Origin of the sequence: Pantoea sp. Ep11b (genome assembly GCF_040783975.1) — a bacterium.
Lineage (GTDB): Bacteria > Pseudomonadota > Gammaproteobacteria > Enterobacterales > Enterobacteriaceae > Pantoea.
Genome location: NZ_CP160631.1, coordinates 3,651,738 through 3,674,996 on the forward strand (window position 1 = coordinate 3,651,738; position 23,259 = coordinate 3,674,996).

Genomic DNA, 23,259 nt, shown 5'->3' on the forward strand with positions numbered 1-23,259 from the left:
GGTTGATGGTAGTTCGCCGCCTGACAAAACTCAATTACCGTAACCGCCTACTTCGCGTGCCAGTAGGCCACCGCCCGCACGAAGCGGCTGTCGAGGCCGCGCTGCAGCGTGAAGTAGTCCGAGAGGGCTTTCACCGCCTCCCCCTCGCCGGTCAGCCAGATAAAGTAATCCTCTGCCGGCAGCGCGATCGCATCCAGCCGGGCCATCAGTTCGCTGATCTGCGCCTTCTGCATCTGACCGCTGCCGAGCCAGTGTGCTGTGAGGTTATCCGTCTCCGACAGATAGTCGCGGCCCGTCGCGCTATCGGTAAAGGCGTAAAGATGCAGCGCCTGCGCCTGAACGTCACGCTGACGACGCGCAAAGGCAGGCAGACCGGTTTCATCGCAGACGCAGAGCTGGAAGGCATAATCGGTCGGCACCACCAGCGAACCGCGCGGCCCGCCGATAATCAGCCGATCGCCCGGCTGTGCCCGCGTTGCCCAGTCACTGGCTACACCCTGCTGGTGAATATAGAAGTCCAGGGTCAGTGAAGACTCACCATCAAACGCCAGCGGCGTGTAGTCCCGCGCCTGGGGACGCTGCCCCTCCGGCCAGACAATCCCCTCTTCCGTGATTTGCGGCAGAGCGAGTGGCGTATCGTCAGCCGGGAAGAAGACTTTGATGTGATCGTCAAAGCCTGGCGAGGTAAAGCCCGCCAGATCGCTGCCGCTGAAGCGGATGCGCCAGAAATGACCGGCGACCCGCGTTTTACTGACCACTTCAATATGACGGAAACGTAATTCATTACGGACGCGCTGCGGCGTGCGTGGGTTCGCTGATAAAGGCAAAGTGTCTCTCCCGGAAACCGGTGTGCCCGCAGGCCGGGGCGCGCCGGAGTTAAATAACAATCATTCGCATCTGAAGCCAGAAGATTAGCTATGATATATCTTCAGCACAAGAACGAAAAATGCGATCGGCCGGGATAAGATATATTTTACGCAACGGACGCGAGGCGTCATCCAGCGCAGGAGCGACAGAGAAAAGAGAGGCAGGAAGAGCGTCGTAGCCAGCAGAAAAGTCAGACAGATAGAGCAGGTGAAAAGGAGCCAGGCGTCGGATTGCGTAAGCGCGTCCGGCTGCTGCTGAGCCGGACACGGTTGTGCGCCGCAGATGTTGGCAGCGCAGCCACGCTTACAGCGTGTCGTTAAATCCGGAGAGAGAAGAGTGGGAAGTGGTGTGCGCCGGCAGCTCCCCGTCGCCCAGAATTTCATGCTGAGAGCTTTGAGCATGCGGATGCAGTCCGTCAGGCGGTGAGAAAGGCTCAGCCTGCTGCGCCACTGCTATAACAGGCAATGCCAGAATAAGTGAAATCAATAAGCGTCGCATAGTGGTCTTCGGTTGTCGTTCTGGCCGGAAACGGCCTGAAATGCAGATGAATATTCCAGCCCCATCACAGATGCACGATGATTAAGGTATGATGAGGTTTCGGAGGAGGATTTTACGCCAGTCGGGCGCGTTATTTTATAAAATCGTGCGGTTTGTCACGGTATACCGCACGAAAGATGAATGAGCCATTCCCCTGCCCGGCTGCTTACGCCTGCGTCACCGGAATGGAAAAGACGCCGCTCAGCCAGTCGGCTCTGCAGTGCGCGAAATCGAGTCGCAGCAGATCTTTGCCCGGACGGCGCGACACGCCCAGCGCGGGCAGATGCTGATAGTAGATATCTTCGATAAAGCGCGTCAGCTGCTCCGGTTTGCCGCTCCAGCGGAGCGACGCGTAGAGGCCGCACTCCTCGTGCCAGCGGGTGGTCTCTCCCAGCAGCCCGGCATGCTGCGGCTCCAGCGCCTGAAACAGGCTGATATTCTGCTGGTCGGCAGAGCTGTAGCCTGGGCCATACTGAAAACCCAGCCAGCCCTGCGTCACCCTGCTGCCCGCCAGCGCGACGAGCTGCCGCGCCTGACTGGCGACCCGGTGGTCGCGATCGGCGATGTAATCTCCAAACTTACACTCCCACTCCAGCGTCTCACCGCACAGAGGCAGCGCTTCCTCGCGCTCCACCAGCGTTGCGCGCTCGGCCAGGGTTCGCACCAGGATGCGACCATGAAAGTTCTTTACCGGCAGATGGGGAATGCGGCGAAACGCGCCAGGCGTCAGCGAAAAGTGACCTTTAAAAACCCGGGTAAAGTTTTGCTGATTATCAAAGCCAAAACGAACGGCGATATCGATCAGCGTCATGCGCGTCAGTCGCAACGCCATCGCCGCCATCGTCAGACGCCGTTTGCGGGTATAGGCCGCCAGCGTCTGCCCGGTCATCTCCTTGAACATGCGCTGCATGTGCCACTTGGAATACCCGGACTTGAGGGTGATTTGATCGATATTGAGGTCGTCGGTGAGATTGGCTTCTATCCACTCAACCAGATCGTTGATGTGCTGTTTTTTAATGGCCTGAGTGAGCATGATGGCAAGTTACGGTGCAGTTTAGCGCTGGAATTTTCGGCACAAGAGAATAGCAAAAATCGCCATTCGCCATAAGATGAGAGGTGCGATAAACCGCGATTTCAGCGGCATACCGCATTAATTGCTTAGGTTACTAATTAAAAAAGGCTGACCCGCGTCAGCCTTTCACGTAACACTACCCGGCGTGACGGGCGCACCTCAGAGTGAGGAGCAGGCCGCCCGCACCGGGCATATCGCAGAGAGCGCCCCTGCAAAAGGATCGGCTCTCTGCTGCCTGCGACTAATGGCTGCGCATGCCCGCTGCCGTCATCATCATACGGAACAGCGAGGCAACAACGCCCAGCGCCAGTACGCTGGCGGCATAGATAACGACCAGCCACATCACACGCTTCCACCAGGGGGCTTTCGTTTCGTCCTTGTGGTCTTTCATGCTGCTGAGGCTTTTCATATCAATGGTATCCTGCGTCTGCTTTGATTTTTCCACGGAACACGTAGTAGCTCCAGAAGGTGTAGCCCAGGATCATCGGGATAATCAGCAGGCTACCGACCAGCATGAAGGCCTGGCTCTGCGGTGGCGATGCCGCATCCCAGATTGTGACCGATGGCGGAATAATGTTTGGCCAGACGCTGATACCCAGCCCGGAGAAGCCCAGGAAGATCAGGGCCAGCGTCAGCAGGAACGGCGAGTAGTGCGCCTCGCGCTTGATGGCGCGCACAATTCCCCACGAGCAGAGCAGCACCAGCACCGGAACCGGCAGGAACAGGAACAGGTTTGGCCGGCTGAACCAGCGATGGGCGATGTCCGCGTGTGAGAACGGCGTCCACAGGCTGACGATACCGATGATCACTAACAGCGCGATGACCAGCGGCGTCGCCAGCGCGGACATCTTACGGTGCAGCTCGTTTTCGGTCTTCATGATAAGCCAGGTGCAGCCCAGCAACGCATAGGCGACGACCAGACCCAGGCCGCAGAACAGCGGGAACGGCGCCAGCCAGTCCATGGCCGAACCGGCGAAGCGACGGCCCTCAACCGGGATGCCATCCAGGAAAGCGCCGACCGCCACCCCCTGACTGAAGGTCGCGATGACCGAACCCGCAATAAAGGATTTGTCCCAGAATGCCCGGTGGCCTTCAACCGCCTTGAAGCGGAACTCAAAGGCGACACCACGAAAAATCAGGCCAATCAGCATGGCGGTCAGCGGAATCGACAGCGCGTCGGTGATCACCGCGTAGGCCAGCGGAAACGCACCAAACAGGCCCGCGCCGCCCAGCACCAGCCAGGTTTCGTTGCCATCCCAGACCGGCGCGACGGTGTTCACCATCATGTCGCGCTCACCGGCATCTTTATTGAACGGGAACAGCAGACCAATCCCCAGGTCGAAGCCATCCATCACGATATACATCAGGGTTGCGAAGACGATAATCACAAACCAGATTACGGAAAAATCGATCATCTTAGTGCTCTCCATCCTTAAAGGTGGCAGCGGAAAGCGGACGTGCCGGGGTTTTCTTCTGACCGGGCCCGCCCTCTTCGGTAACGTGACCTTCGCCGACAACCGGTCCCTGCTTAATCAGGCGCATCATATAGTGATACCCCACGCCAAATACCGAGCTGTAAACCAGAATAAAGGCCAGCAGACTGATGCTCATGTGCATGTCGCCATGCGCGGAGACCGCATCAACCGTTCGCTGTACGCCATAGACGACCCACGGCTGACGACCAATCTCTGTCGTGAACCAGCCCGCCAGAATCGCAATCAGACCCGATGGCCCCATCAGCAGCGCAAACCACAGGAAAGGACGCGACTCATAGAGGCGGCCTTTAAAGCGCAGCCACAGGCTGACCACACCCAGCGTAATCATCAGCAGGCCCAGCGCCACCATTACGCGGAAGGACCAGAAAATGACCGTTGAGTTCGGCCGATCCTCTTTCGGGAACGACTTCAGTGCCGGCACCTGCTTATCCAGACTGTGCGTCAGGATCAGGCTGCCGAGATAAGGCACTTCCAGCGCATATTTGGTCCGCTCCTGCTCCATATCGGGGATGCCGAACAGGATCAGCGGCGTCGCTTCGCCCGGCGGGTTTTCCCAGTGTCCTTCGATCGCCGCGATTTTGGCTGGCTGATGCTCCAGGGTGTTCAGACCGTGCGCATCACCAATCATCGCCTGAATCGGGGCGACAATCAGGGCCATCCACAGCGCCATGGAAAACATCTTGCGGATAGCCGGATTATTGTTGCCCTTCAGCAGATGCCAGGCCGCCGACGATCCCACAAAGAAAGCGCTCGCCAGGAAGGCCGCCACCGACATATGGAACAGGCGGTAAGGGAATGAGGGGTTAAAGACGATTTTCAGCCAGTCCTGCGGAACCACCACGCCGTTCTGGATCAGATAACCCTGCGGGGTGTGCATCCAGCTGTTGGATGCCAGGATCCAGAAAGTGGAGATCAGCGTGCCCAGGGCGACCATGCAGGTGGCAAAGAAGTGCAGACCCGGACCGACGCGATTCCAGCCGAACAGCATCACGCCCAGAAAGCCCGCTTCCAGGAAGAACGCCGTCAGTACTTCATAGGTCAGCAGCGGACCGGTGATACTGCCCGCAAACTCCGAGAAGCCGCTCCAGTTGGTGCCGAACTGATAGGCCATGACCAGCCCGGAGACCACACCCATGCCGAAGTTAACGGCAAAGATTTTCGACCAGAAGTGGTAGAGATCGCGATAGGTCTGATCGCGGGTTTTGAGCCACATACCTTCGAGGACGGCCAGGAAGCTGGCGAGACCGATGGTGATGGCGGGAAAGATAATATGGAAGGAAACAGTAAATGCGAACTGTATCCTGGCCAGATGAAAGGCATCTAATCCGAACATTGCTTACCTCTTTGCCACATAGATTTGCCACATAGAACACCATGTATTTACTTATAATTAACAACTTAAGCCTGATACGCGACTTCTCTGCGCTTATTGAAATTCCCGCCGCAAATTTAGAACTATTCGCGGCGAGGAAACAGAAACAGTGGGGTTAATGAAAACTATAACAGTCTTTTTTGATTTTGATCATTGTTTTTAGCAGGAATTATCTATTTAAAAATAAGGCTTAAAGGTTAACCACAGGGTGTTTTTGTGTCATTAATGTTACGGTATTTGCCGCATTAAAAAGCGGGCCGGCGAACACAAATTCCGCCTGAAAAAGGGTCTCAACGGCCTGTTTTCAGACACTATTTTGCTGATCACACTGACCACGCGGGCCGAAAAGTGACGCAGGAAAAATGAAATCATCTTATTTCTTAACAGGTTAAACCTGAAAACAGCCGTCTCTGCCGCTTTGTTTTATTTTTGGTTTTACTCCGGCAGATCCCGTCGGGGATTCTGACAAAATAAACGGCGGAGCCGGGAATTAAGAGGCCGCAGGAATGTTAATAAAATGAGTCAAAATTTACGGATGAATTAACAATGAAAGCCAGGCCGCAGATTATTGCTGGCCCGGACCGGATAAATCGATTTAATTAGCGGCAATAAGTTGGGAGGCCGGCTGGGTTATTTGCGCCACCCTGCCGGTGGCACGGTGACGGTGCAGAAATGCGCTGGGCCGAAAAGCAGAATTGCAGATTAAAAAATGCCGGTGTCGTCACATTCTGACCACCAGCGCGGAAATTCAGGCTGCCGGAAGGCTGCCGCGCTGCGCCAGAATCCGGCCCAGATTCTCTTCCAGCCAGTCCGCCAGCCCCACGACCTGCTCCCCGACCTCGCGACCGAGCGGTGTCAGGCGATACTCAACGTGCGGCGGCACCACATCAAAAGCGATGCGCTGCACAAAACCATCCTCCTCCAGGTAACGCAGGTTCTGCGCCAGCATCCGTTCGCTGACGCCGCCGACGGCCCGGCGCAGCGCGCTGAAGCGCAGCGTCTGGTCCTGCAGCGCCAGCAGAATCAGTACGCTCCAGCGGCTGGTGACCCGCTTCAGGACGTCACGCGAGGGGCAATCAACGTTAAGCAGTTCGCCACGAATAAATTTTTCACTCAGTTTTTCAGCCATTTACTTTGCCTTTCCCACACTAACAATTCTGTAAGTACTTACTTAAAGTTAGTTTATCCCCTAGTCTGAATTTCACCAACAGCCACAGGAGAAAGATCATGATTGCAGTGACAGGCGCAACCGGCCAGCTCGGCCGTAAGGTGATTGCAGCACTACTGAAGAAAGTTCCGGCAGAGACGATCGTCGCCGCGGTGCGTACGCCCGCCAGAGCCGCCGATCTGGCCGCACAGGGCGTCATCGTCCGCCAGGCCGACTACGGCCAGCCAGAGACGCTGGAGGCCGCTTTTGCCGGTGTGGAAAAACTGCTGCTGATCTCCGGCAGTGAAGTCGGCCAGCGTGAAGCGCAGCACAGGGCAGTCATTGCGGCCGCCCGCGCCGCTGGCGTGCGCTTTATCGCCTACACCAGCCTGCTGCATGCGGATACCTCGCCGCTGGGCCTGGCGCTGGAGCACCGCGCCACGGAAGCGCTGCTGAGAGATTCAGGCATTCCGTTCGCTCTGCTGCGCAACGGCTGGTACACCGAGAACTACGCCGCCAGCATTCCGCCAGCGCTGGCACACCATGCATTTATCGGCGCGGCGGGCACAGGCCGCATCGCCTCGGCTGCGCGTCAGGATTACGCGGATGCCGCGGCGGAAGTGATGACCCGGCCGGACCAGGCCGGGAAAGTCTATGAGCTGGCCGGTGACGACAGTTATACGCTAGCGGCGTTTGCGGCCGAAATCGCCGCGCAGAGTGGTGAAAAGGTCGATTACGTGAATCTTTCCCAGGCTGAGTTTGCGGCCGCGCTGAAAAGCGCCGGATTGCCGGAAGGCCTGGCAGAGATGCTGGCTGACTCCGATGCAGGTGCAGAGAAAGGCGCGCTTTTCAGTGATTCCCGTCAGCTGAGCAGCCTGACCGGCCGTCCGACGACCGCGTGGCAGGCGGTGATCCGCGCTGCGCTGGCGAAGGCCTGATGCGCCAGATGCTGAGCGGGAGCCCCTCCCGCTCAGCGCCGCCGTCCGCCCCGCTTTCCCGTTGCGTATGCCATTTTTTGTCCCCTTTCCGGCCCGGGATTCTGTGTCAGAATGTTAACAGACGTCGATTTTCTTCAGGTTAATTTTTTAAATTCAGGCCGCTAAGAGATTCATCCGAAATGTGTTTTTGGTGAACAGCGCTATATTTGGTTGAATTGACTGAAATTTATTAAAAAACCTCGATTAATAGACAATTTTTATTACGTTCATAGATATTCTGCATTGTTGTTCCGCAGGTCGGGGAGGCTATAATTTGTCCTTTGTGCAACCCCGACCGCTCAGGAGGCCGCTATTAATACTTATCGCCAGCAACAGAATGCACTTGAAGAGGTTCGTGCCGGGGCGGAAGTTGAGTATCAATACGATCCCCATGAACTGAAACTGGAGCGTATGCAGGATTCCGAACCGGAGCCGGAGCTGATTGAAGGCCTGCCTGCCCCGGATGCGCTCACGCCTGCCGATCGTTATCTGGAACTGTTTGAACATGTCCAGATGTCGCGGATCTTCGAGGACAGCAAAACCTTCCCCGACTGTTCGCCAAAGTACGATCCGCTGGATGTGCTGATGCGCTATCGTCGTCAGAAACGCAGCAGCGACTTCGACCTGTCGCGTTTTGTCGCCGATCACTTTTATCTGCCTGGCGTAAACGAAAGCTTTTATGTCTCCAACCCGGATAAAACGCTCAACGAGCATATCGATGATCTGTGGCCGGTCCTGACCAAAATGCCGCAGCAGCATATGCCGCACTCATCGCTGCTGCCGCTGCCGAAACCCTATGTGGTGCCGGGCGGCCGCTTTGGCGAAACCTACTACTGGGACTCTTATTTCACCATGCTCGGCCTGGCGGAGTCGGGCCGTGACGACCTGCTGCGTCACATGGCGGATAACTTCGCCTGGCTGATCGACAACTACGGTCATGTGCCCAACGGCAACCGGACCTACTACCTCAGCCGCTCGCAGCCGCCGGTCTTTGCGCTGATGGTCGAGCTGTTCGAAGAGGATGGCGTGCGCGGGGCGAAACGCTATCAGGAACAGCTGATGAAGGAGTATCAGTTCTGGATGGATGGCGCCGGGTCGCTGATGCCTAATCAGGCCTATCGCCATGTCGTGCGGATGCCGAACGGTTCGCTGCTGAACCGCTACTGGGACGACCGCGATACGCCGCGCGATGAGTCGTGGATGGAAGATGTGGAAACCGCCCGCGAATCGAAACGTCCGGCCAGCGAGGTCTATCGCGACCTGCGTGCGGGCGCGGAATCGGGCTGGGATTACTCCTCGCGCTGGCTGCGTAACCCGAAACGGCTGTCGAGCATTCGCACCACACAATTTATTCCTATCGATCTGAATGCGTTCCTGTACAAGCTGGAGCTGATGATCGCCACCCTGTCGCACGCCAAGGGCGAAGAGCTGACCGCGCTGGCGTGGCAGAAAAAGGCCGAAGCGCGTAAACGTGCGATCACCCGCTATCTGTGGGACAGCACCGCTGGCGTCTTCCGCGACTACGACTGGCGGCGTGAGCGTTTCGGTGCCTTTACCGTGGCGTCGGTGGTTCCGCTGTTTGTCGGGCTGGCAACGCCGCATCAGGCGCACCTGCAGGCGATCTCCCTGCGTCACCTGCTGCTGAGCAATGGCGGCCTGCTGACCTCGATGGTAGAGAGCGGCGAACAGTGGGATCGGCCCAACGGCTGGGCACCGATGCAGTGGATGGCGATCGTCGGCCTGAACAACTACGGTGAAGAGACGCTGGCGACGGAAGTGGCGGTGAACTGGCTTAATACCGTGAATAACTTCTACCAGCTGCACCATAAGCTGGTCGAGAAGTATGACATCAGCGGCGAACGCGCCCGTCCGGGCGGCGGGGGCGAATATCCGCTCCAGGATGGTTTTGGCTGGACCAACGGCGTCACGCGTAAGCTGATGACGATGTATGGCCATCTGATGGCGGACTGAGTCCGTCACACCAGCAACGCAAAAAGCCGGGTTCGCCCGGCTTTTTCATGCAGGTCATCCTGCGGGACTACTTCTTCGCTTCGGTGCCCGGCTGTGAGGCACGTTGCAGGAACTGCTGTGTGACTTCAGGAATATGCTGCAGCAGCCACTCCGCCATGGCCACTTCCTGATCGCGGATTTCACTCAGTATGCGAACGCCCTGCGCGTCACCGACCTGTTCAGCCGTGGCGATCAGGCTGGTATAGCTGGCGATTTCGGCATTTTCAAAAACATAGCCACTGATTGCGCCCTTGACCACTTCATCTGAGTTGAACATCCCGCCGACAGCCTGACCGGTGGCCGCCATCTTACCCATCGCATCTTTCATCACTGAGTGGTCGATACCGTGGCTGTCGAGCAGCTGTTCCAGAAGCGTCAGCTGATGTTTCGTCTCGTCGAGATGCTGAGCCAGACGCTGCTCCAGTGCCGGATAGTGTTCAAGACGGCCCGACATCTTGCTGAGCATGCTTTCTGCCTGTTTTTCCATAGCATGCGCGTCGCGCAGCCAGTCGTGATAATGTTCAATCGCAGTCATGTCGTTCTCCTTAAGAAACAGTAATCGCTTCGGCTACCGAGGTGAGCTTCTCATCCGTTTGCTTCTCTTCATTCAGGGTCGTCTCCAGCAACTCTGCCGCTTTGGTGTACCCCAGCTTCAGCGCCAGCGCATGCAGCGTACCGTAAGTGGCAATCTCATAGTGCTCCACCTTCTGCGCCGCACCGATCAGCCCCTGATCGCGGATTTCGCCTTTTTCGACGGATTCGATAATCTCCTGCGCTTCTTCGACCAGCCCTTCCAGCGCATGACACTTCATTCGTTTAATTCTGACCTCAGGTGTGACCTCCACCAGTTCATCCAGTCGCTCAATCTGCGCACGGGTCTCTTCCAGATGCTGATTAAAGGCAGCGATAAGATTTTCGTCACTGGCAGCACGCGCCATTTTAGGCAATGCACGGGTTATCTGTTTCTCAGCGCTGTAGACATCGGACAAGTCGTGGATGAACAGGTCATTTAACGTTTTCACTGTCATAAGATAGCCTCACTGTTAAAAAAGCTGCGCCGTTAATAACGCAACGCCAGTCATTTCGTTGACACACGGAAAGTCTAGTGGAGATTTATAATATCGCCCACCGCATCGGTATAAATTTAAGACAAAAGTAGCATATCAGATGCACTTTCCCCTTTTACAGCAACACGTTAGCTCTTAATTCTTTTTCCTGCAGCCGCTTCGTCAGCCAAGCTGCAATTTGTACAATTTTATAAATAGCTGTATACATTTTTCAATCTGGCGCATAAAAATTGCACCGGCCAGGCATTACCTGTACAAAGTTTTATTAAATGGTATAGCTTTAATCGATCGGAAATAAAAAAAACCGGAAAGGAAGCCTCTCCGGTTTAATTAACGGCGTCTTTGCCTGCTGTTGATTCAACAGCGACACAATTCAGAATATAATTATCTTGCAGGAAAATAAAAGAGATCTTTTACAGCCCGGTAAACGGCATCCACAGCCCTGACAGCAGCATCAGATTCGTTTAGCTCCGGCGACTTACCTTCCCTCCCTTACGCCCTGCCTCAATCGCACGTTCGGGATCGTTCTTGAAGTTCCCGCCGCTTTTCTGGCCACCTTTACGTCCCGCTTCCGCAGCACGCTCTTTGTCAGCCGCAAAATTTCCGGCCCCACCACGATATTGAGTCATTCTGTGTTCCTCTTTGAAATTAAAAATCAGAATTTGCACAGTTAATGCTTCATCAGGCCGATTCAGCAATCTAAATGTAGACAGAAAATCGGACCGATCAAGCAACAAAATAACAATCCGTCACGCTCTGGATTATTAGAGAGAGTTACCTATCCTGGATTGATAACGTGTTTAAACTATCGCTGCGCGTCTATTCGAAAGAAGCGCAACGACGCGGCAATGCTTTTTCACATAAAAAGCCGCGCCCTATTAATCGATCATTTTCGAAAAATGTCCAATTGAAAAAATAGTAAACGAAGCGGCAGAAAGATAACCTCATCAATATCAGTTAGTGAAGATGATCAACAAACGATCAATTTACCTAAGCGAAGCGGTAAATATAATCAGGTTACTTTGTTATCACCCAGGAATTAAGCGAGACGCAGAAGGTCAATCGCGCCAGTTGAAAATAACCATTTTTGATCGATAAACGATCAATTATGCTGATTTAATGAAAATTAAATTCAAATGTCACCTCATCATCAGCGATGGGTATTAAAGAATAAACGAAGCGGTAATAGAGAGAGGTGAGAAAATGAAAAGCCGTTTTAGGATTAATACTAAAATTTAGGTTGTGTGGTGCTGCGCACCGATCGCTGAGGCGACCGGCAGGGAAAAAAAAGCCAGGGAGGATCCGGTAAGGTCAGAAGAAACGGCTGCGCCAGCGGTCAGGCTCAGCAAAGGTCGGCTGCGTCGGGAAAGGCGTCATCTATCGCGATACCGCGTTTACCATTTTTCTTAATGCGATACATCGCTGCATCCGCCCGAGCCAGTGCGGTATCGAAGTCATCATTTTCCTGCACCTGCGACACGCCGACAGAGGCGCCGATCTGAGCGTGACCGTTTGACATATCAAAAGGGGTGAGCACCGCATCAAGACAGGCGTCAGTCAGTTCGCGGACCAGGGGGTGGTGCAGCGGATAGGGCAATAACAGAACAAACTCATCGCCGCCGAGCCGGCCAATGACCCCCTCAGCGGGTACGCATTCCGTTAAACGCTGACTGAGCTGGATCAGTACCTCATCCCCGCTGCGATGTCCCAGAGTGTCGTTAACATGCTTGAAGTTATCCAGATCGATAAAGGCAACACAGAGTGCTCCCTGCGCTTTCATTTCGCAGAAATAGTTTTGCAGAGCGTGGCGATTGTTGAGCAGCGTCAGGGGATCGTGCAGTGCCAGCAGCGCGAGCTGCGCTTCATACTGCTTCTCTTTCGTCATGTCGATATGGGTGCCGATCACTTTTACCGGCTCGCCCTGGGCGTTCCACTCACTGACCCGGCCACGATCCAGCACCCAGGTAATGCTGCCATTCTTTGCGATCATGCGGTGCAGCGCCTCGTAGTAAGGCGCTTTGCCGGCAATATGATCGTAAAACGCCCGCAGAACCTCAGCGGCATCATCGGGGTGCAGGCTCTCTTTCCAGGATTCAAAGTTGGCGTCGGTCTCTTTCGGCTGGAAACCCAGCATCGCGCCCCAGCGCCGGTTAAAGATCACCAGTTTGCCGCTGGGGATATCGAGCTGCCAGAGAAACAGCCCGGTGCCATCCAGCGCCGCGTTGAGTTTGTTCCGGGCGTCATGGGCTATACGCTTCAGACGCGCATTATGCTTTTTCAGGTTCTGTATCTGCAGCCGCAGTGCTTCTTCTGACATGACCGTGAGAGCGCTGGAAAAAAGGGGTATTGTGCCTGTCAGGTGGATTCTGTAAAGAGTGGCTTATAAAACACGATTAGTCGCGGTCAATTGCAGGCTGGACAGCATATCAGGCGGTGACACTCTGGCAACGCAGCACAGAGCCGGGACGGCAAATTGGTTTCGCCGTGAAATCTGTTTGTGTGGCTACTCAATTCAGAGCCGGAATGAACGGCGGAAATGGAAATTCGGATTGTTCGGCGGGATGTGGCGAGTGAATCGAACCTGTCGATAACGGGTTCGCCTCAGAATGCAAAAACCCGCCAGAGGCGGGTTCTTTAAATATGGTGCCCGAACCCGGAATCGAACCAGGGACACGGGGATTTTCAATCCCCTGCTCTACCGACTGAGCTATTCGGGCAACGGGGCGCATTAAACCAAAGCGGCCCGGCAGCGTCAAACGCTTTTCACCAAAATCACACCAACTGACCGCTTTTCCATCAACCCGGCCATCGGGTCTGTTTCACGGCAAAAAAGCGGACGTCGATCGAATAAATTTCAGCCAGCAGCGGGCTGCCCTCTCTATTGCGCCGCTATTTTGCCGATATAACTTGCGAGACCCACACTAATAATAAGGATCATCATGTTTTCTACTATTACATCAGGTATTGCTTCCCGTCATAGCTGGCAGAAGCGCTCACACTCAGCGGCTACGCTGAGCTCTCTCAACGGCTCCATCGCCATGATCGAATTCTCACCCGATGGCACCATTCTCGGCGCCAACGCGCTGTTTCTGGCGAGCATGGGCTATACGCTGGCGGAGATCGAGGGCCAGCACCACAGCCTGTTCTGCACGCCGGAACAGCTGCAGTCGCAGGCCTATCGCGACTTCTGGCAGCGACTCAACCGGGGCGAAAGCTTCAGCGATAAGTTTCTGCGCATGGCGAAGAACAGCCGCCCGATCTGGCTGGAAGCCAACTATGTTCCGGTGCAGAACCGTCACGGTCGGGTAATCAAAATCGTCAAGCTGGCCACCGACATTACCAGCCATATTAACGATGCGCAGGAGCAGCGCGCCATCACCACCGCCATTGAACGATCGATGGCGGTGATCGCCTTTAACCTCAAAGGGGAAGTCCTGAAAGCCAACGATAACTTCCTGAAAACCATGGGCTACCGTCGCGAAGAGGTGGAAGGCGTTCATCACAGCCGCTTCTGTTCTGCGGCCGTGCGTGACAGCCGGGAGTACAGCGAATTCTGGCAGCAGCTGAATCGGGGTGAATTTGTCTCGGGTCAGTTTCCCCGCGTCAACAAGCAGGGCGAGACGATCTGGTTGCGTGCCACCTACAACCCGGTATTTGATGAACAGGGCAGGCTCTACAAAATCGTCAAGTTCGCGACCGACGTGACCGCCCAGGTGGAGAAGAATCAGCAGGAGCATGATGCGGCGCAGCGGGCCTATCATACCGCGCTGCAGACGGATAAGAGCACGAAGCTGGGGGCGGATGTGATCGCCAGCAGCGTCGAAACCATGAACGCGCTGGCCGGCGAACTGCAGGGGATCTCCGGGGATATTACCGGACTGAGTGAATCCTCAGATCGCATCGGAGCAATTGTTGAAGGGATACGCCGGATCGCCGATCAGACCAACCTGCTGGCGCTGAATGCGGCCATCGAAGCGGCGCGCGCCGGAAGTCATGGCCGCAGCTTTGCGGTGGTGGCGAACGAAGTTCGCACGCTGGCGGCGAACATCAACCGCGCGACCACCGACATCGAAAACCGGATACAGCAGAACCATCTGCTGGCGAGCCGGGCACTGAAAGGGATTGAGTCGAACCTGAAGCGCGCCGATCAGGGCGTGCAGCTGGCGCAGGAGGCGGGTGGCGTCATTGCGGAGATTCGGGAGGGCGCAACGGACGTGGTGCACGCGATTGGTCAGGTCACGAAAACGCTCAGCGTCTGACGCGCAGGGGGGGCAGTCGCCCCCTTTTTTTATGGCGTGGCCGGGGCGGTCGCGTCCGGCGTCGGCGGAAGGAAAATGTGATCCAGTATATCCCGCATTACGGGCGCTGCCGTGACCCCTTCCCCGCCTCCGTTCTCCAGAATCAGCGCCACCGCCACTTTCGGGTCATTAAAGGGCGCAAAGGCGGTATAGAAGATATGGTCGCGCAGCCGGACCGGGATCATCTTCGCGTTATAGGTCTGATTCTGGCGCAGGCTGAACACCTGAGAGGTCCCGCTTTTCGCCGCGATGCCATAAGGTGCGGTGTGGAAATATTTATACCCGGTGCCGTTGGGTGAGTTAGCCATGCCAAACATCGCGTGGCGCACCAGCGACCAGTAAGGTGAACGGGGATCGCCAATCTGCGTTTCGCGCTGCTGCGGATGGTAATTTTCAACCAGGGTGCCGCGCTGGGTTTTCTCCAGCAGATGGGGCGCGATGACCCGGCCGTTATTGATCAGCGCCACCATCGCTTTCACCATCTGAATCGGCGTCGCAATCCAGTACCCCTGGCCGATGCCCACGGACACCGTGTCTCCCTGATACCAGGGCTTTTTATGCACCTTCTGCTTCCATTCGCGGCTCGGCAGTAAGCCGTTGTACTCCTCATTGAGATCGATCCCGGAGGGCTTGCCATAACCGAACTGGCTGAGCATGGTGTGAATCCGGTCAATGCCCATCATGAATGCCACCTGATAGAAAAAGGTATCGGCGGACTCTTCGATGGCGCGCGTCACATCCAGCATGCCGTGACCGGTTTTTTTCCAGTCGCGATAGCGCCGATCGGTGCCGGGCAGCGTCCAGGTTGGCGCACCGAAGAACTGTGTCTGTGGCGTGATCACATGGGTCAGCAGCGCCGACATCGCCATATACGGCTTCACCGTCGAGGCGGGCGGATAGAGTCCCTGGGTCACGCGGTTGATCAGCGGCAGATCCTTGTCCTGCAGCAGTTTTTTATAGGCCTGATAGCTGATGCCTTTAACGAAGGGATTGGGATCGTAGCTGGGGCTGGAGACCATCGCCAGCACCGATCCGTCATGCGGATCTTCTATCAGCAGCGCCGCACGCTGCCCCGCCAGACGGCTCTCCACATACTGCTGCAGGTGGAGATCCAGCGTCAGCGTCAGGTTTTTACCGGCGACCGGCGGCACCTCTTTCAGCACCCGCACAATCCGGCCGTGGTTATCCACCTCCACTTCCTGATAGCCTGGTTTGCCATGCAGCAGCGTTTCGTAATAGCCCTCAATCCCCTGCTTACCGATGTTATGGTCTGCCGCGTAGTTCTCCGCAATGCCTTCGGCATTCAGCCGTTTGTAGTCGCTGTCGTTAATTTTCGACACATAGCCGACCACATGCGCCAGATCCGCGCCATAGGGATATTCGCGATCCTGATAGGTTTCAATCGTCGCCCCGGTAAAGTGGAACTGATTCACCGCAAAGCGGGCGACCTCCTCCTCGGTCAGCTCCTCTTTCAGCACCACCGGCTTGTAACGGCTGGTCTGCTTCAGCGCATGGCGGAACGTCTCAATCTCGTCAGGCGTCAGATTCACGATGGGCGTCAGCGCCCGCAGCGTGGCGTCCATGTCGCTGATCTTGTAAGGCGTCAGCGTGATGGCGTACCAGCTGACGTTGCGCACCAGCGGAATGCCGTTGCGGTCATAGATCAGCCCGCGCGTAGGGGCGATGGGGATCATCTTAATGTCGTTCTGGTTAGAGCGCGTCTGGTAGTAGCTATGATCGCGCACCTGCAGGCGGTAGAGGTTTACGCCAAGAATAGTGAAACAGGTGCAGACCAGAGCAAAGGCTATCGCGGCACGGCGGGCAAACAGCTTCTCTTCAGCGTCGAAGTTACGAAAGTTCATCAGGGGGTATTATCGGACAATTCATTATTATCTGTTGTTGCGCACCATGATAAGGCGCGAACGCCGGGGTGCCAGCGCGAAGATGCACAAGCCTCAGTTAAAGTATGTCATTTGATGTGAATGTTACGGGAAGTCGGCGGGAAAATGCCGATCCTCCGGCAGAGGAGGATCGGTTCAGGGAGAGAGGCAGCAGACGGGCGCGCCCGTCCGCCACGCGGATTAGTCTCCCAGCAGGACAGACTCCAGCGCAATTTTGATCATGTCGTTGAAGGTCGTCTGGCGCTCGGCAGCGGTGGTCTGCTCGTGCGTACGGATATGGTCAGAAACGGTACAGATGGTCAGCGCTTTCGCACCGAACTCAGCGGCCACACCGTAAATACCTGCGGCTTCCATCTCCACGCCCAGGATGCCATATTTTTCCATCACGTCGAACATCTGCGGATCCGGGGTATAGAAGAGATCGGCAGAGAAGATGTTGCCCACGCGCGCGTCAACGCCCAGGTTTTTCGCCGCATCGACCGCGTTACGCACCATGTCGAAGTCCGCAATCGCCGCGAAGTCGTGATCCCTGAAACGCATACGGTTCACTTTGGAATCGGTGCAGGCACCCAGACCAATCACGATGTCACGCAGTTTGACATCCGCGCGTACCGCACCACAGGAGCCCACACGGATGATCTTCTTCACGCCGAAATCGGTGATCAGCTCTTTGGTGTAGATTGAGCAGGAAGGGATCCCCATGCCGTGGCCCATCACAGAGACTTTACGGCCTTTGTAGGTGCCGGTGTAGCCCAGCATCCCACGCACGTTGTTCACTTCTACCGCGTTTTCGAGGAAGGTTTCTGCGATGTGTTTCGCACGCAGCGGGTCGCCAGGCATCAGTACGACGTCTGCGAAATCACCCATTTCAGCATTAATATGAGGGGTTGCCATTGTTTAATCCTTATTAAATTGCTGATTTACAGCATGTTCTTGCCATAGTCCATCTCGGACAGGCCAAAATAGTGTGCAATTGTCTGACCGATATCGGCGAAGGTTTCGCGATAGCCGAGCGAGCCAGGCTCTACGTTCGGTCCGTAGATCAGAATCGGAATGTGCTCACGGGTGTGCTCCGTACCCTGCCAGGTCGGATCGCAGCCGTGGTCTGCGGTCAGAATCAGAATGTCATCTTCCCCGACCAGTTCCATCAGCTCCGGCAGGCGGCGGTCAAACAGTTCCAGTCCGCCCGCGTAACCGGCGACGTCGCGACGATGGCCCCAGGTGGAGTCAAAATCCACGAAGTTAGTGAAAACAATCGCCTGATCCGGCGCCGTTTTCATCTCCTGAATCGTGGCGTCAAACAGCGCATCCAGACCGGTCGCTTTGACCTTTTTGGTAATGCCCTGTTCCGCGTAGATATCGGCGATTTTACCTACGGAGATCACATGACCGCCCTTCTCATCCACCAGCTTTTTCAGCATGGTCGCTGAAGGTGGCTCGACCGCCAGATCGTGACGGTTACCGGTGCGCTCAAACTGACCCGCCTTGTCACCCACAAACGGACGCGCGATGACCCGGCCAATGTTATAGCCCCCTTCGGTCAGCTCTTCGCGGGCAATTTCGCACAGCGCGTAAAGACGCTCAAGACCAAAGGTCTCTTCGTGACAGGCGATCTGAAAAACGGAGTCCGCCGAGGTATAGAAAATCGGCTTGCCGGTTTTCATATGCTCTTCGCCCAGCTGGTCGAGGATCACCGTACCGGAAGAGTGGCAGTTACCGAGGTAGCCCGGCAGATCCGCGCGCTCAACCAGCTTATCCAGCAGTTCCTGCGGGAAGCTGTTCTCTTTGTCGCTGAAGTAGCCCCAGTCAAACAGCACCGGTACTCCGGCGATCTCCCAGTGACCAGAGGGCGTGTCTTTACCTGACGAAAGTTCGCTGGCGTAGGCGTACGCGCCGGTGATTTTCGCTTCAGGATCCAGACCTGCCGGGAAGCGACCGGTAGAGAGTTCAGCCGCCTTACCCAGACCCAGCGCGGTGAGATTCGGCAGATGCAGCGGGCCTTTGCGCCCTTTATCTGCTTCACCTTTGAAGCAGGCTTCGGCGATGTGACCTAAGGTGTCCGAACCTGCGTCGCCGAATTTATCGGCATCTTTACTGGCACCAATTCCAAAGGAATCGAGAACCATAATAAAAGCACGTTTCATGCAAGTCTCCTGCGCATCCGCGCGTGACAAGTCAAAAAAAAGCGATCAGATCAGTATACCCGAATGGATCGCCGCTGGCACCGGTTACGGATCAGTTAGCTGATATCAGTCACACGACGGTAGACGACCGGCGTCTCCGCCGGGGCGCTGTCACCGATCACCAGCGCGGCTTTCACCGCGGCGGCGGCCTGCTGCCATTGATCCTCGCTGCTGGCGTGAATGACGGCCAGCGGACGCTGCGCATCAGCGCGTTCGCCCAGGGTGATCATTTCGTCTAACCCGACGCTGTAATCGATCGTATCGCTGGCGCGCTGACGTCCGCCGCCCATCGCCACTACCGCCAGGCCCAGTGCACGGGTATCCATGCTGCTGACAATCCCCGGCTGATCGGCATAGACCGGTTTACTCAGTGTGGCCTGCGGAAGGTAGGTCGCGTAACGCTCGACGAAATCGGCAGGCCCCTTCTGCGCGGCCACCATGCGGCCAAAGCACTCGGCGGCCTGGCCATTGTCCAGCACCCTCATCAGCTTCTGACGCGCTTCGCTCTCGCTCGCCGCCAGTCTGCCGGAGATCAGCATTTCACTGCAGAGCGCCAGCGTGACGTCGAGCAGGCGCGGATTGCGCGCCTCGCCGGTCAGGAAGCGCACCGCTTCACGCACCTCCAGCGCGTTACCGGCTGAGGAGGCCAGCACCTGATTCATATCGGTCAGCAGAGCGGTGGTCTGGCAGCCCGCGCCATTGGCAACGCCAACGATCGACTGCGCCAGGCTCTCTGACGCCGCATAGGTTGGCATAAACGCGCCGGAACCCACTTTGACATCCATCACCAGCGCATCCAGCCCCTCGGCCAGCTTTTTCGCCAGAATCGAGGCGGTAATCAGCGGAATGGAGTCGACGGTGGCGGTAATGTCACGCGTCGCGTAGAACCGCTTATCCGCCGGTGCCAGCGAGCTGGTCTGGCCGATAATGGCGACACCCACCTGCTTAATGATCTCGCGGAAGCGGTCGTCGCTGGGGAAGATATCGAAGCCCGGAATCGCCTCCAGCTTGTCCAGCGTGCCACCGGTGTGGCCCAGGCCACGCCCGGAGATCATCGGTACATAGCCACCGCAGGCGGCGACCATCGGCCCTAACATCAGCGACGTGACGTCGCCGACGCCGCCGGTCGAGTGCTTATCCACCAGCGGACCGTTGAGGTTCAGCGACTTCCAGTTCAGTACCGTGCCGGAATCACGCATCGCCATCGTCAGCGCCACCCGCTCCGGCAGCGTCATATCATGAAAATAGATGGTCATCGCCAGCGCAGCGATCTGCCCTTCCGACACGGTGTTATCACGCACGCCGTTGATGAAGAAGCGGATCTCCTCTTCCGTCAGCGCAAGACCATCACGTTTTTTACGAATAATTTCTTGTGGCAGGAACAAGGTAGCCCCCTGGTTCAGGGAAAGAGTGAAGAACAGGCGGTCGGCGACCGCCAGAGGGATCAGTAACCGGCTTTGCTGGTGTCGCTCTCGTGACCCAGCGTGTTAAGCAGGCTCGCCAGCAGGCTGGATGCGCCAAAGCGGAAATGGCGTGCGTCGGCCCACTCTGCGCCCAGTGTCGCGTCGGCCATCTGCAGGTAGATCGCAGCATCTTCAGCGGTACGTACGCCGCCCGCCGGTTTGAAACCGACCTGCTGGCTGACACCTTTATCGCGGATCACGTTCATCATGATCTGCGCCACTTCCGGCGTGGCGTTAACCGGCACTTTCCCGGTGGAGGTTTTGATGAAGTCCGCACCCGCGTCGATAGCAATTTCAGAGGCCTGACGGATCAGCGCCTCCTCTTTCAGCTCACCGGTTTCGATGATCACCTTCAGCAGCACATCCGCTTCCGCGCAGGCGGTTTTACAGGCTTTCACCAGATCGAAACCAACCTGGCTGTTACCGGCGATCAGCGCACGGTACGGGAAGACCACATCCACCTCATCGGCACCGTAGGCGATAGCCGCGCGGGTTTCTGCCAGCGCAATGTCAATATCGTCGTTGCCGTGCGGGAAATTGGTGACGGTGGCGATACGGATCTCCGGGGTGCCCTGCTCGCGCAGCGTTTTACGCGCGATCGGAATAAAACGTGGATAGATACAGATCGCAGCGGTGTTGCCCGCCGGGGATTTGGCCTGATGACAGAGGGCGATCACTTTTGCGTCGGTGTCATCTTCATTCAGGGTGGTCAAATCCATCAGTTTCAGGGCGCGCAGGGCAAGGTGTTTGATATCGGTCATGTGGCTCTCCAAAGGATCGGGATGCAACCCACCGGCTCGTCGGCGGAATGTTATAATAATAACACTCTGACGCGCACTGATATGTGCCAGGAGTCACATAGAAATAAGAATCTGCTGCAAAACTGGCGCGTATACTGTGACTAAAATCTCAGATAACAGGGCCTGATCGCCATTATACGCCAGCCGGGGCAATGTTACTATTATCACATTTAACGGGCGACCGGCCGGGCGATACGGAAGGGATCAGTTGCGCACTGCGGGAAACGCGGAATCGAGCTGAAACAGCTGCTGACTGTTCTGCCACAGCGCGTCGGCGATCGCTTCAGGTGACTCTTTACGCAGGCTGCAGAGCGTCTGCCACACCTGACGCGTCCGTTCCGGGCGGTTAGGCTGGCCCTGAAAGCCGTGCAGCGGCATATCCGGTGCATCAGTTTCCAGCAGCAGCGACGCCAGCGGCAGTTGCGCCACGGTCTGCCGGGTTTTACTGGCGCGTTCATAGGTAATGGTACCGCCGATGCCAATCGCATAACCCAGTTTTATAAAGGCCTGCGCCTGCTGCAGGCTGCCCGCAAAACCGTGTATTACGCCCCGGCGTGGCAGATCGTGACGACGCAGGATCTGCGCCAGCTTGTCGTGGGTCCGGCGGGAATGCAGGATCACCGGCAGCGTGTAGCGTTTCGCCAGCCTGAGCTGCGCTTCCAGAAAGCGTTGCTGCTTATCAAACTGCGGATCGTCGCGATAGAGATCCAGCCCGATCTCACCGATCGCCACCAGCTTACGCGGCCGCTGTTGCAGCAGGGTTTCCAGTTGATCAAGGTGCGCTTCCCGATGATTTTCAATCACGATGGGATGCAGCCCCAGCGCGGCATAGAGCGCCGGATGCGTTGCGGCCAGCTCGCAGACCCGCCCGAAGCGGCTGGCATCGATAGCCGGAATGATGATTTTCTCAACGCCCGCCTCCGCCGCGCGGGCCAGGCTCGCGACGGTATCCCCCTCAAAGGGCGGAAAATCAAAGTGACAGTGCGTGTCGATAAATTTCATGCCAGCGATCCTTTGTCGTAATCTGCATCGTTGTCCGCCAGCGACGGCGTGATAATCAGCCGGGTATCGGGCGCATTGGCCACCGGCGCGGGCGGCGTCACGATGCGCGGCGGGCTAAGCGGCTCCGCGTCGCTCAGCCACTGGCCCAGCGTGGCGATAAAGTAGCGCCCGCAGCGCCGTCCCAGATGATAATCCTGATTCAGCGAGGCGATCCGGCTGCCCAGCGCACTGCTGGCCAGCGCGTGCGGGGGAAAGATTTCAATAATACGCAAATCGTCCGGCGGATTTTCAATAAACTGCTGAATCTCGCGATAGCTCTGCTCATGCATATTGAGCACATTGATCATCGGCTGCAGCGCGCCGGTACTGAGCCAGCGCTCCATGCGTTTAAACCATTTGGGCGTGTAGAACATCTGCGAGGGCACGGTGCGGATCACCACAATCGTATCGGCACCGCGACGCGCGGCCTCCCGCACCGGGATCGCATCGCTGATGCCCCCGTCGAGGTAGCTGACCCCCTCCAGGTTCACGCCCAGCCGGTAGAAACCAGGAATGGCGCTGGAGGCTTTAATCAGCTCCAGCCAGTTATCAGCCGTAGGAGTAAAGTAACCTGGCGTGTAGTCGTCGCTGCGGCAGGCGCACATATAAAATTCACGCCCGCTGGCAAAGGCCTGCTCGGCTTGTCGCATCGCCAGTGGAAATTCGCTGCGGGTAATCTCAATCAGCCAGTCGAGATCGATCAGATTGCCGCCCCGCACAAAGCGCAGCGGATCAAAAAAGAGTTTACTGGTGGTATAGCGGGTAATCACGCGCCGGGCATAGCCGGGCTGACCGCAGACATAGGCAGAGAGATTCTGTGCGCCGGCAGAGGTGCCGAGCATAAGCTGAAAGGGATTAAAGCGGGCGCGCTGAAATTCATCCAGAACACCGGCAGTGAAAATGCCTCGCTGACCGCCGCCTTCGCAGACGAGCGCGATTTTTCGTGATTTAAAGGGGGTCAGGGCCAGAGGTTCAAGGGTGCCGAGCGTGACAGGAATGCGAATACCCACTGTGCGAACCTCATCAGG

The 23,259-nt window shown here is 56.7% G+C and carries 20 protein-coding genes and 1 tRNA gene; 3 read left to right on the plus strand and 18 right to left on the minus strand.

Going from position 1 to position 23,259, the window contains the following annotated elements; all coding sequences use genetic code 11:
• Nucleotides 1-47: 47 nt before the first annotated feature.
• The 6 genes from AB1748_RS17140 to AB1748_RS17165 form a co-directional block, all read right to left on the minus strand.
• A complete protein-coding gene (locus AB1748_RS17140; RefSeq protein ID WP_111140743.1) occupies nt 48-827 on the minus strand; it encodes a siderophore-interacting protein in 780 nt (259 codons plus the stop codon).
• Nucleotides 828-1,570: 743 nt separating this feature from the next.
• Nucleotides 1,571-2,437 (minus strand): helix-turn-helix domain-containing protein, encoded by an 867-nt coding sequence (locus AB1748_RS17145; RefSeq protein WP_367395821.1) that lies wholly within the window; start codon nt 2,435-2,437, stop codon nt 1,571-1,573.
• A 280-nt stretch (nt 2,438-2,717) separates the two neighbouring features.
• Complete coding sequence (locus tag AB1748_RS17150) at nt 2,718-2,885, minus strand: DUF2474 domain-containing protein (protein ID WP_111140746.1); 168 nt, start codon at nt 2,883-2,885, stop codon at nt 2,718-2,720.
• A 1-nt stretch (nt 2,886) separates the two neighbouring features.
• Nucleotides 2,887-3,891 carry a cytochrome d ubiquinol oxidase subunit II gene (gene cydB, locus AB1748_RS17155; RefSeq protein ID WP_111140747.1) on the minus strand — a complete coding sequence of 335 codons (1,005 nt, stop codon included), beginning with the start codon at nt 3,889-3,891 and terminating at the stop codon, nt 2,887-2,889.
• A gap of 1 nt (nt 3,892) precedes the next feature.
• Nucleotides 3,893-5,305, minus strand: coding sequence for a cytochrome ubiquinol oxidase subunit I (locus AB1748_RS17160; RefSeq protein WP_111140748.1), 1,413 nt, complete (start codon nt 5,303-5,305; stop codon nt 3,893-3,895).
• 787 nt (nt 5,306-6,092) lie between these two features.
• Nucleotides 6,093-6,473, minus strand: coding sequence for a helix-turn-helix domain-containing protein (locus AB1748_RS17165; protein WP_111140749.1), 381 nt, complete (start codon nt 6,471-6,473; stop codon nt 6,093-6,095).
• A gap of 98 nt (nt 6,474-6,571) precedes the next feature.
• Here AB1748_RS17165 and AB1748_RS17170 point away from each other — a divergent pair, with 98 nt between their 5' ends.
• Both AB1748_RS17170 and treF read left to right on the plus strand, forming a co-directional pair.
• On the plus strand, nt 6,572-7,429 hold the full coding sequence (locus AB1748_RS17170; protein WP_111140750.1) for an SDR family oxidoreductase: 858 nt from the start codon (nt 6,572-6,574) through the stop codon (nt 7,427-7,429).
• 351 nt (nt 7,430-7,780) lie between these two features.
• Entirely contained in the window at nt 7,781-9,439 is a 1,659-nt protein-coding gene (treF, locus tag AB1748_RS17175) for an alpha,alpha-trehalase TreF (protein ID WP_111140751.1), read from the plus strand.
• A gap of 67 nt (nt 9,440-9,506) precedes the next feature.
• Here the strand turns inward: treF and AB1748_RS17180 are convergent, their stop codons facing one another.
• From AB1748_RS17180 to AB1748_RS17200, 5 genes are all read right to left on the minus strand, one after another.
• On the minus strand, nt 9,507-10,013 hold the full coding sequence (locus AB1748_RS17180; RefSeq protein ID WP_111140752.1) for a ferritin-like domain-containing protein: 507 nt from the start codon (nt 10,011-10,013) through the stop codon (nt 9,507-9,509).
• A gap of 10 nt (nt 10,014-10,023) precedes the next feature.
• Nucleotides 10,024-10,506, minus strand: coding sequence for a ferritin-like domain-containing protein (locus AB1748_RS17185; protein WP_111140753.1), 483 nt, complete (start codon nt 10,504-10,506; stop codon nt 10,024-10,026).
• Nucleotides 10,507-11,009: 503 nt separating this feature from the next.
• On the minus strand, nt 11,010-11,174 hold the full coding sequence (locus AB1748_RS17190) for a general stress protein (protein ID WP_004571242.1): 165 nt from the start codon (nt 11,172-11,174) through the stop codon (nt 11,010-11,012).
• Between the two features lie 713 nt (nt 11,175-11,887).
• Nucleotides 11,888-12,862, minus strand: coding sequence for a sensor domain-containing diguanylate cyclase (locus tag AB1748_RS17195; RefSeq protein ID WP_111140754.1), 975 nt, complete (start codon nt 12,860-12,862; stop codon nt 11,888-11,890).
• Nucleotides 12,863-13,186: 324 nt separating this feature from the next.
• Nucleotides 13,187-13,262 (minus strand) — tRNA-Phe (locus AB1748_RS17200).
• A 222-nt stretch (nt 13,263-13,484) separates the two neighbouring features.
• Between AB1748_RS17200 and AB1748_RS17205 the strand changes: the two genes are divergently transcribed.
• Nucleotides 13,485-14,804, plus strand: coding sequence for a PAS domain-containing methyl-accepting chemotaxis protein (locus AB1748_RS17205; protein ID WP_293774566.1), 1,320 nt, complete (start codon nt 13,485-13,487; stop codon nt 14,802-14,804).
• Nucleotides 14,805-14,833: 29 nt separating this feature from the next.
• Here the strand turns inward: AB1748_RS17205 and mrdA are convergent, their stop codons facing one another.
• The 7 genes from mrdA to AB1748_RS17240 form a co-directional block, all read right to left on the minus strand.
• Nucleotides 14,834-16,705, minus strand: a complete 1,872-nt coding sequence (mrdA, locus tag AB1748_RS17210) for a penicillin-binding protein 2 (protein WP_293774565.1) — start codon at nt 16,703-16,705, stop codon at nt 14,834-14,836.
• 219 nt (nt 16,706-16,924) lie between these two features.
• Complete coding sequence (deoD, locus tag AB1748_RS17215) at nt 16,925-17,638, minus strand: purine-nucleoside phosphorylase (protein WP_111140757.1); 714 nt, start codon at nt 17,636-17,638, stop codon at nt 16,925-16,927.
• A 26-nt stretch (nt 17,639-17,664) separates the two neighbouring features.
• Nucleotides 17,665-18,888, minus strand: a complete 1,224-nt coding sequence (gene deoB / locus AB1748_RS17220) for a phosphopentomutase (protein ID WP_111140758.1) — start codon at nt 18,886-18,888, stop codon at nt 17,665-17,667.
• A gap of 95 nt (nt 18,889-18,983) precedes the next feature.
• Nucleotides 18,984-20,312 carry a thymidine phosphorylase gene (deoA, locus tag AB1748_RS17225; RefSeq protein ID WP_111140759.1) on the minus strand — a complete coding sequence of 443 codons (1,329 nt, stop codon included), beginning with the start codon at nt 20,310-20,312 and terminating at the stop codon, nt 18,984-18,986.
• Between the two features lie 59 nt (nt 20,313-20,371).
• A complete protein-coding gene (gene deoC / locus AB1748_RS17230; RefSeq protein WP_111140760.1) occupies nt 20,372-21,151 on the minus strand; it encodes a deoxyribose-phosphate aldolase in 780 nt (259 codons plus the stop codon).
• Nucleotides 21,152-21,394: 243 nt separating this feature from the next.
• Nucleotides 21,395-22,192 carry a TatD family hydrolase gene (locus AB1748_RS17235; protein WP_367395822.1) on the minus strand — a complete coding sequence of 266 codons (798 nt, stop codon included), beginning with the start codon at nt 22,190-22,192 and terminating at the stop codon, nt 21,395-21,397.
• The gene (locus AB1748_RS17240; protein ID WP_293774562.1) at nt 22,189-23,241 is read right to left on the minus strand and encodes a patatin family protein; all 1,053 of its coding nucleotides are present in this window, start codon (nt 23,239-23,241) and stop codon (nt 22,189-22,191) included. The genes AB1748_RS17235 and AB1748_RS17240 overlap by 4 nt, the downstream gene beginning before the upstream one ends.
• Nucleotides 23,242-23,259 lie beyond the last annotated feature (18 nt).

Excerpts from the sequence above, each read along its gene's own strand:
- AB1748_RS17190 (WP_004571242.1), bottom strand. The coding sequence starts at position 11,174 with ATGACTCAATATCGTGGTGGGGCCGGAAATTTTGCGGCTGACAAAGAG.
- AB1748_RS17145 (WP_367395821.1), bottom strand. The coding sequence starts at position 2,437 with ATGCTCACTCAGGCCATTAAAAAACAGCACATCAACGATCTGGTTGAG.
- deoB (WP_111140758.1), bottom strand. The coding sequence starts at position 18,888 with ATGAAACGTGCTTTTATTATGGTTCTCGATTCCTTTGGAATTGGTGCC.
- AB1748_RS17235 (WP_367395822.1), bottom strand. The coding sequence starts at position 22,192 with ATGAAATTTATCGACACGCACTGTCACTTTGATTTTCCGCCCTTTGAG.
- mrdA (WP_293774565.1), bottom strand. The coding sequence starts at position 16,705 with ATGAACTTTCGTAACTTCGACGCTGAAGAGAAGCTGTTTGCCCGCCGT.
- AB1748_RS17205 (WP_293774566.1), top strand. The coding sequence starts at position 13,485 with ATGTTTTCTACTATTACATCAGGTATTGCTTCCCGTCATAGCTGGCAG.
- AB1748_RS17185 (WP_111140753.1), bottom strand. The coding sequence starts at position 10,506 with ATGACAGTGAAAACGTTAAATGACCTGTTCATCCACGACTTGTCCGAT.
- cydB (WP_111140747.1), bottom strand. The coding sequence starts at position 3,891 with ATGATCGATTTTTCCGTAATCTGGTTTGTGATTATCGTCTTCGCAACC.
- AB1748_RS17180 (WP_111140752.1), bottom strand. The coding sequence starts at position 10,013 with ATGACTGCGATTGAACATTATCACGACTGGCTGCGCGACGCGCATGCT.
- AB1748_RS17195 (WP_111140754.1), bottom strand. The coding sequence starts at position 12,862 with ATGTCAGAAGAAGCACTGCGGCTGCAGATACAGAACCTGAAAAAGCAT.
- AB1748_RS17165 (WP_111140749.1), bottom strand. The coding sequence starts at position 6,473 with ATGGCTGAAAAACTGAGTGAAAAATTTATTCGTGGCGAACTGCTTAAC.
- deoC (WP_111140760.1), bottom strand. The coding sequence starts at position 21,151 with ATGACCGATATCAAACACCTTGCCCTGCGCGCCCTGAAACTGATGGAT.
- deoD (WP_111140757.1), bottom strand. The coding sequence starts at position 17,638 with ATGGCAACCCCTCATATTAATGCTGAAATGGGTGATTTCGCAGACGTC.
- AB1748_RS17170 (WP_111140750.1), top strand. The coding sequence starts at position 6,572 with ATGATTGCAGTGACAGGCGCAACCGGCCAGCTCGGCCGTAAGGTGATT.
- AB1748_RS17160 (WP_111140748.1), bottom strand. The coding sequence starts at position 5,305 with ATGTTCGGATTAGATGCCTTTCATCTGGCCAGGATACAGTTCGCATTT.
- AB1748_RS17150 (WP_111140746.1), bottom strand. The coding sequence starts at position 2,885 with ATGAAAAGCCTCAGCAGCATGAAAGACCACAAGGACGAAACGAAAGCC.